Source organism: Pseudonocardia sp. McavD-2-B (assembly GCF_024124365.1).
GTDB classification, from domain to species: domain Bacteria; phylum Actinomycetota; class Actinomycetes; order Mycobacteriales; family Pseudonocardiaceae; genus Pseudonocardia; species Pseudonocardia alni.
Window position 1 is genome coordinate 64,581 of record NZ_JAMXSG010000003.1, and the last position, 11,493, is coordinate 76,073.

General features: G+C 70.3%; 10 protein-coding genes. 9 read left to right on the forward strand and 1 reads right to left on the reverse strand.

What is annotated here, in order from left to right; all coding sequences use genetic code 11:
• Positions 1 to 423: 423 nt before the first annotated feature.
• The 6 genes from NH602_RS01315 (at position 424) to NH602_RS01340 (ending at position 6,505) form a co-directional block, all read left to right on the forward strand.
• Positions 424 to 957, forward strand: coding sequence for a hypothetical protein (locus tag NH602_RS01315; RefSeq protein WP_179763261.1), 534 nt, complete (start codon positions 424 to 426; stop codon positions 955 to 957).
• Between the two features lie 197 nt (positions 958 to 1,154).
• A complete protein-coding gene (locus NH602_RS01320; RefSeq protein ID WP_179763262.1) occupies positions 1,155 to 1,826 on the forward strand; it encodes an N-acetyltransferase in 672 nt (223 codons plus the stop codon).
• On the forward strand, positions 1,823 to 2,830 hold the full coding sequence (locus NH602_RS31720) for a hypothetical protein (protein WP_253066767.1): 1,008 nt from the start codon (positions 1,823 to 1,825) through the stop codon (positions 2,828 to 2,830). The genes NH602_RS01320 and NH602_RS31720 overlap by 4 nt, the downstream gene beginning before the upstream one ends.
• 47 nt (positions 2,831 to 2,877) lie before the next feature.
• On the forward strand, positions 2,878 to 4,458 hold the full coding sequence (murJ, locus tag NH602_RS31725) for a murein biosynthesis integral membrane protein MurJ (protein WP_179763264.1): 1,581 nt from the start codon (positions 2,878 to 2,880) through the stop codon (positions 4,456 to 4,458).
• Positions 4,443 to 5,189: a response regulator transcription factor gene (locus NH602_RS01335; RefSeq protein ID WP_179763265.1), complete on the forward strand. Its 747-nt coding sequence runs from the start codon at positions 4,443 to 4,445 to the stop codon at positions 5,187 to 5,189. Before murJ ends, NH602_RS01335 begins: the two co-directional genes overlap by 16 nt.
• An 11-nt stretch (positions 5,190 to 5,200) precedes the next feature.
• Positions 5,201 to 6,505, forward strand: a complete 1,305-nt coding sequence (locus NH602_RS01340) for a sensor histidine kinase KdpD (RefSeq protein ID WP_179763266.1) — start codon at positions 5,201 to 5,203, stop codon at positions 6,503 to 6,505.
• Here NH602_RS01340 and NH602_RS01345 read toward each other — a convergent pair whose 3' ends face one another.
• On the reverse strand, positions 6,506 to 8,893 hold the full coding sequence (locus NH602_RS01345; RefSeq protein ID WP_308292796.1) for a penicillin-binding protein: 2,388 nt from the start codon (positions 8,891 to 8,893) through the stop codon (positions 6,506 to 6,508).
• Positions 8,894 to 9,157: 264 nt separating this feature from the next.
• Between NH602_RS01345 and NH602_RS01350 the strand changes: the two genes are divergently transcribed.
• From NH602_RS01350 to NH602_RS01360, 3 genes are read left to right on the forward strand one after another with little or no spacing between them, the layout of a single operon-like run.
• Positions 9,158 to 9,553 carry a hypothetical protein gene (locus tag NH602_RS01350; protein ID WP_253066768.1) on the forward strand — a complete coding sequence of 132 codons (396 nt, stop codon included), beginning with the start codon at positions 9,158 to 9,160 and terminating at the stop codon, positions 9,551 to 9,553.
• Positions 9,550 to 10,008 (forward strand): redoxin domain-containing protein, encoded by a 459-nt coding sequence (locus NH602_RS01355; RefSeq protein WP_253066769.1) that lies wholly within the window; start codon positions 9,550 to 9,552, stop codon positions 10,006 to 10,008. Before NH602_RS01350 ends, NH602_RS01355 begins: the two co-directional genes overlap by 4 nt.
• A 1-nt stretch (position 10,009) precedes the next feature.
• Positions 10,010 to 10,684, forward strand: a complete 675-nt coding sequence (locus NH602_RS01360; protein ID WP_179763268.1) for a TlpA disulfide reductase family protein — start codon at positions 10,010 to 10,012, stop codon at positions 10,682 to 10,684.
• The last annotated feature ends 809 nt before the right edge of the window (positions 10,685 to 11,493 follow it).

An 11,493-nucleotide genomic window follows, 5' to 3' on the forward strand; every position in this document is an offset into this window, starting at 1 on the left:
CCTCAGTCAGCATGGAACGACCGTCCCGTTCCCCGTTTCGACCGAGGCGGTGGTGGCCTGGACCTTGTCGTCGATCTGCAGCTCCTGGAACCAGGCCTGCGCGTCGGGCTCAATTCGTTAGTTCATCGTCCTACTTGATGTTGTAGTGATCAGTTGGTTGCGGACCGTCACACTATGAGCGGATGGCGGCACGCTACGTGTGCCGAACGAAGAAGCCATAGCCACCCACCCATAGCCACCCATTTGACTGACACAGGATCGCCAGGTCGCGTCCACAAGAGGGTCGCGTCCACAAGAGGTAGGTCGTACGTCCAGCGGCACAGTCGATCGCCGATCTGTGCCTGCGCCGGATCAATTGCTGCCCTGCGCTACCGTGAAAACGTCCGAGTGATGCCACTCGGTCCGGTTGAGGGGAGGAGTGTCGTGCTGGCCGACGCACGTCCTTCCTCGCCGCGGGCGCTGCTCGTGGCCGCCCTCGCGACCGCCGTCCTCGCGATCGGGATGGACCTCGCGGCCGGTGAGCACCCCGTGCACGCTGCGACGGTCGGCGGGGTCGCGGCATCGGCTGCGCTCGCGCGCCTGGTCACCGCACGTCGGTACAAGGGACTGCTGGCCATGGTCAACGGCGCTGTCGTGGCGCAGCCGGCGTTGCACGCCTCGACCAAGCTGGTCCCGCCGACCACGGACCACTCCGGGGACGTGTCGCTTTCGGTCGTGCACATCATCGTGGCGGTACTGATCGTCGTTGCCATCACCCAGGTTCAGCAGCTCGGCAGCCTCGTTGCTGCCCTACGACCCCTGCTGGTCGCGCTGATCCGGCGCATCGTCTCGACGCCCAAGCGGCCGGTTCGTTCGCCGCGCCTGGTCGGCTACGAGCCGGCACTGCCCGTGCCCCAGTGGTCGATCGTCCGCGACGTCGCCCGACGAGGCCCCCCGGTGTCAGCGCTCGCCGCCTGACCCCGCCGAGAACATCTCGCACGGGTGTTTGGGCGGCCCATGGCCCGATCACCCCCGTCTCCGGTGTTCCGGAGCTTCCCGCCTGGAGTTCTGTCATGGGCGTCATCTCAACGTGTCGGCATCGAGCATCCGCAGCGACACTTCCCGTTCCCACCGCACCGAACGGCCCTCCCCGCCCCGCCGGACGCCGTCCGAGTGTGTTCGTCCGTACCGCGACGACCTACGACCTGTCCGCCATGGCCGGCCTGCATGTCGCACACCTGCCGATCGGCTTCTTCCCGCGCCTCGGCACGGGTTTCGTCGCGCGCTGGCAGGCCGCTTTCCTCGACAGCCCCCACGCCATCGGCCTCGTTGCGATCGAGCGTAGCGACGACGCCAGCGCCGAAACGGTCGTCGGGTTCCTGGTCGGTACCACGGATCGCCGCGCGTTCCGGCGCGAGTTGCTGCGGCGCCACCGGGGAGCGCTCATCCGACACGGCGTCTTCGCTCTCGTGGTCCGCCCGCGGCTTCTTGCCACGTTCCTGCGCGGTCGAGCGACGACCTACGCCGCTCGCCTCTGGCGGGGACGCTCGGGCACGCCCACCGCGCGACCACACGAGCGCGAGGAATCGACCGGTGAGTTGACCGCCGTCGCCGTCGATCCGGGGACCCGTGGAGCCGGCGTCGGACGGCGGCTGATCGAGATCTACCTCGACCGTTGCACGAGCCTCGGGATTCCCTGGGTCGAACTGGTGACCGCGACGGAACCGGACTCCGCCGTGCGGTTCTACGAACACACCGGCTGGACCTGGCTCTACCGGAGCCAGACCCGCGACGGCGTGCCGGTCGCGCACTTCGGGCGTTGTCTAGCCACGACGGATCGCGCGTGACTTCCGCTGCACGGAGCACGACGCGCGACCGGCTGCTCCCGGCCGCGGCGCTCGTGCTGCTTGTCCTCGTCACCGCCGGATGTGCCGGCGCCGCGCCGGCCTCACCACGCCTCGATACCGGGGCACCGCCGCCGGCACCGGTCACCAGCGCACCTGTCCCCGACGACGTGATGACTCCGCGCACCAGTCGCGGGGACCTGTCGAAGGAGACCGCCGTCGCCTTCATCGAGGCGATCGGCAGCTGGGACGAGACCCAGCCCACCGCCGCCAGCGATCGCGTCGTCGCGGCCGGCTACCCCGCAGCCCTTGGCGCCGTCGCACCGCAACTGGTCGATCTCCCCACCCCCCGCGCACGGACACAGGTCGTGTTCGCGCAACAGGGTGGCCTCACCGCGACCACGGCGAGCGTGATCGTGCTCGCCGAGCAGAGTTGGGGCGACACCGGGCACGACGGTGTGCGACAGCTGGTGCTCGACGTCCGGCTCGTCCTGCTCGAGGGCCGGTGGGAGGTCACGGCATCGGTCGCTCCCCCTCGCCCGCCTCTCGCACCGGCCCGCGCCGGTGGGCCGACCGCTCTCGGACGCGCCGTGCTCGGGGACCCCGCCCTCGTCCTGCCCGAGCCGGTGCGGGCCGACATCGTCGAGCGTCGTGTCGGCGACCCGATCCTGGGTGTCCTGCAGCGGCTCGGAGCCCGTGCCAGGATCGACGTGCAGGTCGCGGCCACCGGTCACCCGGGCACGGTCTATCCGACCACCCGGTTGTCCAACCATGCGGTCGGTCGGGCGTTCGACATCAGGGCGATCGACGGCGTGGCGGTCGAGGAGCTCCGCGACGACCGCCGCCTCGAGGCCGTGATGACGGCCGCCGGCGAGGCCGGGGCGACCGAGGTCGGCGGGCCGATCCGTGTCGACGGGACCGGGTTCTTCACCGACGCGGTCCACCGCGACCACGTGCACGTCGGGATCACTCCGGGCAAGCCGGCTGCCCGGGCGGTGCCCCGGTGAGGGCTTCCGTCGCGAGGACAGGTGGGACTCTCACCCACGGAGAGCGGGTGTCGGGGCTCGCCGTCGCCACCGCCCTGTCCCGGGTCCTGGGTTTCGTCCGCGCGTCCGTCTGGGCCGCGGCCTTCGGGCTCCACGTGGTGGGCAACGCGCTGACCCTGGCCAACACGCTCCCCTCGATCGTCTACACCCTGCTGGCCGGCGGTGCGATCAGCAGCGTGTTCGTCCCGCAGCTGATCCGGGCCGCCGCGAACGGGCGGCAGGAGGGTGACGCGTTCGCCGGCCGCCTTCTCAGCGTTGCCCTGCTCGTCCTGCTTCCTGCGACGGTCATCGGGGTGCTGCTGGCCCCGTGGATCGCCCGTCTCTACACGGGCGGCGCCTGGCCGCCGCGGGACACCGCTCTCCTCGCCGCGTTCCTGGCGTGGTGCCTGCCGCAGATTCCGCTTTATGGGATCTTCGCGGTGCTCAGTCAGGTGCTCCTGGCCCGGGACCGGCCCGGTCCGATGATGTGGGCCCCGGTCGCGAACAACGTCGTCGGGATCGCCGCCGCGGTCCCGTTCCTGTTCCTGGGTGGGATCGCCACTGGGCCGGACGCGAACGCGGCGGAGACGGTATCGCCCGGCGAGGTCCTCGCCATCGCCGGCGGCGCCACCGCCGGCGTGCTGGTCCAGGTCCTGGTCCTGCTGCCGGCGCTGCGCGCGGCAGGTGTTCGCGTCCGGCCCCGCAGAGACGTCGCGGCAGCGGGAATCGGCCGTTCCCTGCGGCTCGCCGGCTGGACCGTCCTTTTCGTCGCCGCCAACCAGATCGCGTACTCGATCACCGCGATCGTCGCGAATGCGGCCGGCGCGGCAGCGGCAGGCGCCGCCGACCACGCGGCCGGCCTGGCGCAGTACACCAACGCCAACATGATCATGTTGGTCCCGCACGCGATCATCGCGGTCTCCGTCGTCACGGCAGCCTTCCCGCGCATGGCCCGCGCAGCCGTCGAGCACGACGTCGACAGCGTTGCCCGTGCGGCAACGGAGGCCCTGGTGCGGTCGGGTCGGCTGCTCCTGCCCGTGGCGTTCGCACTGCTGATCACCGCGCCGCTGATCACTCGGCTGCTGTTCCCCGGCAACCCGGGGGCCGACACGTGGTTCATGGGCCTGGTGCTGGCGACGTTCGCGCCGGCCGTCGTGATCTACTCGTTCCAGTTCGTGCTGGTCCGGACCCTGCACGCGTGGGAGAACACCCGGGGCCCGGCGATGGTGCAGATCGTGATCGCCCTGATCCAGTCGCTGCTGGCCGTCCTGGCATCGCTTCTGCTGCCCGCCGGGGACGTCGTCGTGGGGCTGGGCGCGGCCTTCTCACTCGCCTACACGGTCGGACTGGTCTGCACCGCCCGGCTCATCGTGCGGACCACGGGACGGCGACCGCTCCGAGGAGCCGCCGGAGCGCTGCTCCGACCGGCTCTCGCTGCGGCGACCGCGGCGCTCGGGGCAGGCGCCGTCGTCGCGGTCAGTGGCGTCGGCCCGGCCACCGACCTGTGGCATACCGCGCTCGTCCTCGTCGGGGCCATCGGAGTCTACGTCACCGTCTTCATCATCGCGGCAGGTCACCTATCGAAGGGCCGTCGATGGACAACGCCGTGAACGTGCGAGCCACTGCCGTGTCGGTACGGGTACTCGTAGTGGAGGACGACCATACGATCGGAGACCTCCTGCAGACCAACCTGCGGAGCCACGGCTTCGACACCGTATGGCGCACCGACGGCGCGACGGCGCTGAGCGCGGTGGCCGAGGTCCCCTTCGACCTGATTCTGGTCGACCTTAGCCTGCCCGATATCGACGGGACCGAGGTGTGCCGCCGGATGCGGACGGTCCTCCCCGAGGCGATCATCGTCATCCTCACCGCCCGAACCGCGGAGATGGACGTGATCGTCGGCCTGGAAGCCGGCGCCGACGACTACCTGACCAAACCCGTCCGTCTCGCAGAACTCCTGGCCCGGGTCCGCGCGCACCTTCGCCGGTCGGAACCGAAGGGCACGACCCAGGTCATCGAACTCGGTGACCTGCGGATCGACCTCAGCGGTCGGCGCGTGTCGATCGGGCACACAGGTGTCGAGCTGCGGAACAAGGAGTTCGACCTGCTCGCTCGCATGGCGAGGGAACCCGGCACGGCGCTGAGCCGTCACCAACTCCTGTCGGACGTGTGGGACGAGCACTGGACCGGCCCGACCAAGACACTCGACGTCCACGTCGGCAATCTGCGCAGGCTCCTGGCGTCCTTCTCCGCGCACCGGGCACCCCGCATCACGACCCTGCGGGGACATGGCTACCGCCTGGAGTGGCCACCGAACGGCGGCGAAGGGACGGATCGATGAGGTCGCGGGTCGTGGGACTGGCCCTTATCACCGCGACGTTCGCCGTCGCGCTGTTCGGGATACCGCTGGCCATCGGCCTGGCCGAGTTCGCTGTTTCCGAGGAACACTCGTCCCTGCAGCGGCTGGCCGGGTTCGCGGCGCGCAGCGTGCAGAGCGACATGGCCCATGACCGCGTGCCGCGCGCGCTTCCGGACGGCCCCAGTGACGCTGCCGTGGCGCTCTACGACGCCGACGGCGCACTGCTCCTCGGAGCAGGCCCCTCGGAGGGTGACGCCGCGGTGGACTACGTCCTCGGTGGGCGCACCGGGCTGCCGCCTGCCGACGACCTTGTCGTGGCCGTCCCGGTCAGCGGCCTACACGACATCGTCGGTGTTGTCCGCGCCACCGCGCCCTCGTCACAGGTCTACGCGTCCGTGATGCCGATCTGGCTGGGGATGGCGGCTCTGGCCGCGGTCGTGCTGGTGTCGACATGGCTGCTCGCTCGCCGCCTGGCGCTGCGCCTGTCCCGACCTCTCGACCGACTGGTCGACGACGCGGACCGGCTGGGCGACGGGGACTTCGGCATCAGCCCGAAGCGCAGCGGCATCGCGGAGACCGACCGGGTGAGCGGAGCCCTGAGCCGTACCGCATGCCGGCTCGACGACCTCCTCGCCCGCGAACGCGCGTTCTCAGCGGAGGCCTCCCATCAACTCCGAACCCCGCTCGCGGGTCTGCGGCTGCGACTGGAGTCCGCACTCGACGCGGCGGAGCCCATGACGAGACCGCAGATCGAGTACGGGCTGGGGTCGATCGACCGGCTCGAGCGGACGATCGACGAGCTCCTCGCCCTGGCGCGTGAACGGCAGACGACCTCGGCGCCGGCCGACCTCCCACGCCTGTTCTCCGAGTTCGACGACGAGTGGCGCCCGCGCCTGACGCGGGACGGCCGCTCGTTCTCCTCCCTGCTCCCGGGCTCCCTTCCCGAGCCGGACGCCTCGTCTGCCGCCGTCCGGCAGATCCTCGGTGTCTTGCTCGACAACGCGCTCCTGCACGGAGCCGGGGACGTGTCGATCTCCGCCCGTGAGGTCGGCGAGAACGCGATCGCGATCGACGTCGGCGATCAGGGCCCCGGGGTCCCGAGCTCCGCCCTCACGAATCGGGACGGCGGACGCGGCATGGGTCTACCACTGGCACGCCGCCTCGCCGAGAGCGAGGGCGGGCGGCTCACCGTCGGCACAACCTCGGCGCCCGTGACCCTGCTGCTACCGAGCCGGTCCAGGGCCGGTTCTGCCGAGGGCTCGGAAGACCCGGCCTCCACCGCGAAGACGACCGGCTGATCAGCCACCGTCGCCGCCGTCCGCGCCTTCCTCCGGTGGCGGTGGCCCGGCGGGGGGTCCGACCGCGGGTGGCGAGCCGGGAGGCGGCGGAGGGGCGGGCACCGTGCCGCTGCTGACCTGCAGCGTCACCGGCTCGCCCGGCAGCGCCGCACCCCGTGGCTCCTGACCGATGACGGTTCCCTCGGTGGCCCGGTTGTCCACCGTCCGGGTCGTCACCTGCCAGCCGGCTCCCTCGAGCTCGCCGCGGGCGTCGGCGGCCGAGCGGCCGACGACGTCCAGGATCCGGGACTCCGCACCACCGTCGAGGTAGCGGGGGTCGGTCGGCGGCAACGGGGTCGGCGGCGTGCCCGCGACCAGCGGCGTCACCGCTCCGTACCAGGTCCGGGCGGGCGTCTTGCCACCGAAGATGTTGCCCTCGCCGCAGGCGAAGGGACCGTTGCCGCCGTCGCACAGCGGGCGCGGGGAGTTCGAGTTGTCGAAGGTGATCACCGCACCGGACATCTCCGGGATCGCCCCGACGAACGCCGCCGACTTGTTCTGCTGGGTCGTGCCGGTCTTGCCCGCCATCGGACGGGTCCAGCCGGCCGCCCGGGCCGCGGCCGCCGAGGTCCCGGAGATGTCGTCCTGGCTCATCCCGGTCACCAGGGTGTTCGCCAGGCCGGGGTCGACCGCCTGTTGGCACGGTTCCTCGGTGATCGGGACGTCCTTCCCGTTCGCGTCGGTGATCGAGTCGATCGGCGTGGGCGGGCACCACTTGCCCTGCGAGAACAGCGTCGCGCCGACGTTCGCCAGCTCCAGCACCGACGTCGGGGTGACACCGAGCGTGAACGACGCCAGCCGCTGCTGCTTGATCACCTCGGCGATCGAGCGGTCGGTGCGCTCACCCGTTCCCGGGTCCACGAACGGCGTCGTGGCCAGCGACTTCAGCCCGAGGCGGACCGCCATGTCGACGACGTCCGGGACCCCGGTGGACTCCTCGAGCTTGATGAACGCGGTGTTCGGCGACTGCGCGAGCGCGTCGGTCATGCTCATGCGTGGCGGCAGGCCCTCGCTGGCGTTGGCGACCGGGATCGGGCGTCCGCTGCCGTCGACGTAGATCGGCGAGGCGTAGCCGGAGGGAGGCACCTGCATCGAGTAGTTGATGCCGAGCCCCTTCTCCAGCGCGGTGGCTGCGGTGAAGATCTTGTACGTGGAGCCGGCACCCAGGTTCACCGGCTGATACGGCAGGCCGAAGCTGGTCTCCTCGGCGTCGGCGTCGAGGCCGAACGTCCGGCTCGACCCCATCGCCAGCACCCGGTGCGCGTCCTGACCGGGCTGCACCAGCGACATCACGTTCGCGACGTTCGGGGTCCGCGGCGGGACCTCCGCGTCGAGTGCCCGTTTGACCTCGCCCATCGCCCGCCGGTCCAGCGTCGTCCGGATCGTGTAGCCGCCCCGGTTGATCTGTTCCTCGGAGAAGCCCGCCTCGGTGAGGTACTGGACGACGTATTTGCAGAAGAAGCCGGTGTCACCGGCACCGATGCAGCCGTTCGGGATCCGGACCAGCGGGTCCGCGATGCCGAGCGGCGCGGCCGTCGCCTGGCGGGCCTGGGCGTCGTCGATCATGCCCTGCTGGCGCATCTGCTCGATCACCAGGTTGCGCCGCTCGGTCGCGGTCTCCGGGTTCTGCACCGGGTCGAACTGGGTCGTCGAGCGGACCATGCCGGCCAGCAACGCGGCCTGCGGCACTGTCAGCTTGTCCGGCGTGGTGTTGAAGTAGGTCCGGGCGCCCGCCGCGATGCCGTAGCTGCCGTTGCCCAGGAAGACGATGTTGAGGTAGCGGTTGAGGATCTCGTCCTTGGACAGCTGGCGCTCCAGCTGCAGCGCGATCCGCGCCTCCTTCAGCTTCCGGGCGGGGGTCTGCTCGGTCGCCTTGAGCCGCTCGGCCTCGGTCTGGGCGTCGACGTAGAGCATGTAGTTCTTGACGTACTGCTGGGTCAGCGTCGACGCGCCCTGCACGACATCCCCGGACGTCGAGTTCGCGACGACCGCACGCAGCGTGCCCTGCCAGTCGACGCCCTGGTGCTCGTAGAACCGGCGGTCCTCGATCGCCAGGATCGCCGCCTTCATCGTCGGCGAGATCTGGTCGTTGGCCACCTCGGTGCGGTTCTGGTCGAACAGATAGGCCAGCGGGCGCCCGTCGGAGTCGGTGACCGTGGTCGTCAGCGGCGCCGGGTTGTTCACCAGGTCGGCCGAGCTGGACGTGACGCTGTCACCTGCCTCGTTCGACAGGATCCCGAGGCCGCCGACCACCGGGAAGGCCATCCCAGCGACCACCACCCCCAGCAACACGCTCAGCCCCGCCAGCAATGCGATCGACCGGCCGACCGGGCCACTGAGGATGCGCACGCCAGATCCTAGACCTCGAAGGGAGCCGGACCCGCCGTCACCCGGTCTGGGGAGGGAGTCGGCGACGGGTTCATGGCACAACTATCGCCCATCGAACTGTGATGTTACTGAGAAGAACCGGGTACGGCGCACTCTCTCGCGACCACCCGATAATTTTTACCGTCGCTTTAACTTCGGTTGCACTTCCGCTGCACGACGCCTCCTAGCCTCCGGTACCGAGGATGGCGGAGCAGCCGCTGCAGAGGAACTACCCGGAGACGCGGAGTGACCACTTCTCCCCAGACCGTGCACCAGCAGATCATCGACACGCTCATCGACGACCCCATCCTGGCGATGCTCGGGTTCGACCACCGGACAATCGGTGAGGAGCGGACCGGACGCAACCCGCGGCTCATCGTGAGCTGGGCGGACGAGTGGTACGGCTCGGCGTCCGACCTCCTCGGAACGGTGACGATCGAACCTGTCGGCACCGATGATCGGACCAGGACGGCCGTACTCGACCGGGTCGAACGAGCGCTGGCCGCACTGCGCGCGGGACGACCGATCATGCGTGTCCGCCGGTCGGGGGGACGCCCGTCCAGCAAGTTCCACGTGCTCGCACGCGTTGCGCCGCGCGAGACCGGATCCATGCCCGCGCTGGCCGGCCGGCACCAACGGTGACGCTGCTGTACATCGAGAGAGACGGCACACCTTCTCTCAGCGAGCTGCGCAGTCGCGTCGTCCTTTGCAACTTCTGGGCCTCGTGGTGGGAAGAGGAGCACTCCGCGTCGGTCAGCGTGGCCGAACAGGACCGCGACGCCGGGGTCACGCTCGTCGGAATCGACTACCAGGACGGCCCGGACTCGGCGGTGGCGTTCCTGGATGCGAGGGGGCGCGGCGGGGACGACTACCGCTATGTGACTGACCCCGGCCCGCGCGCCACCCGCGACAGCGGGATCTTCGGCGTGCCGGAGACCTTCGTGATCGATCCGGCCGCCACCATCGTCGCGAAAGCTGTCGGACCGACGACCTACCCGCTGCCGGCCCGTGCGGTGCTCGCCGGCCAGCGCCCACAGCCGCGGACAGCGGTGCCGGTGCAGCCTTCTTCCGGGGCGCCGCTGGGTTTCGGGAGTTGAGATGCTGCGGACCGGCGTGCGCTCGGAGCTGCTGTGGACGATTGTCGTCGTCGTGCTGGCGATCGTCGGGATCGTGGCGTTGTGGCCGCAGGACAGCGACCCCGCATCCGGCGACCCGCAGACGTCACAGTGGCGGGTGACGGGCGAAAAGCCGTTCATCGCGATGCCGCCCGACGCCGAGCTGGCTCCACTACGCTCCCGGGCGGACCTGGCACCATGTCCGACGCCAGGGGACGTCGGGCCGCCGCCCGGGGGGCCGCTGGCCGACATCACGGTCCCGTGTCTCGGTACTCCCGGCACGGTCGACCTGGCCGCTGCGCTGGCAGGGCGACCGGCGCTCCTCAACGTGTGGGCGTCCTGGTGCACACCCTGCCGCGAGGAGATCCCGGTGCTCAACGCCTACGCCGAGCTACCCGGCGCGGTGCCCGTGGTAGGCATCGATGTACGCGACGACGCCACCTCGGCCCTGGGCCTGCTCGCCGATCTCGACGCCCGCTACCCCTCGGTCGTCGACACGCGCGGCACGCTGTGGGCCGCCCTCCAGGTGCCCAATGCCATCCCAACCAGTTACGTCCTGCGACCCGACGGATCAGTACGCCGAGTGGCCTCGCCGGTGGTCTTCACCGAACCCGGCGAAGTGGCCCGGACAGTACAGCGGTACCTGGCAGAGCCGTAAGCGGCCGCTTCGTTACGGATCGTCACCAGACACGCCGGAGTGATTCATCGACCGGACAGCAGCAACCGTGGCGAATGGACCACGGTTCTACCCCGCGCACAATCGCCGATTGGCTTCTCATCACGCGGAGGGATCTTGTACACAACCAACCCCGCGGACGCGGCCCGGTACGAGCCGCGTGATGACGGCCCTGCGGCGGCACGCCGCAGTCATATCCGCGCTCATCATCGCGGTCGGCTTTGGGCCCATGCCTACGGCCGGCGTCAGCAGGCCTTCTCGCACGTGAGCGACGCCGACACGTGACTTCCGTCCAGCTCCGACGAAGAGCCACAAGCAGGCTCCCTCATCCCCTCCGCAGAAGGTACGTGGCCGATAGCCGGGCGCCGGACCGAGCCGCACATGTTGGCCGAGAGCATCGGTTCGCCGAGCGGCGACACCGTCGACCGGCGAGGTGTGGCGGAGTGCACCGATGCCACGACTAGTGTCGGATGCCGATGGCGCCTCCAGACCAGACCGTTCCTGGTCCGATGGGCTGGCACTGTCGATCAGCGCGGCGCTTAGCGCTGGCGCGGGGATGTTGAGCTGGGTACTCGCAGCCCGGTTCGTCTCGCCGACCACCGTGGGAGAAGTCTCGGCGTTCGTTTCAGCATTCCTGCTGGTGGCGGGCCTGACCGAATTCAACCTAGGGCGTGTCTCCTAAAGCGCGGAGCCAGGTGACGATCGCCTTCAGGACGGCGCCGCCGCGGAAGGTCAGCGCGAGCTTGTCGTAACGGGTGGCCAGCCCGCGCCACTGCTTGACGTGGCAGAAC

Coding starts and splice junctions, on each gene's coding strand:
- NH602_RS01335 (WP_179763265.1), top strand. CDS start 4,443: ATGGACAACGCCGTGAACGTGCGAGCCACTGCCGTGTCGGTACGGGTA.
- NH602_RS01360 (WP_179763268.1), top strand. CDS start 10,010: ATGCTGCGGACCGGCGTGCGCTCGGAGCTGCTGTGGACGATTGTCGTC.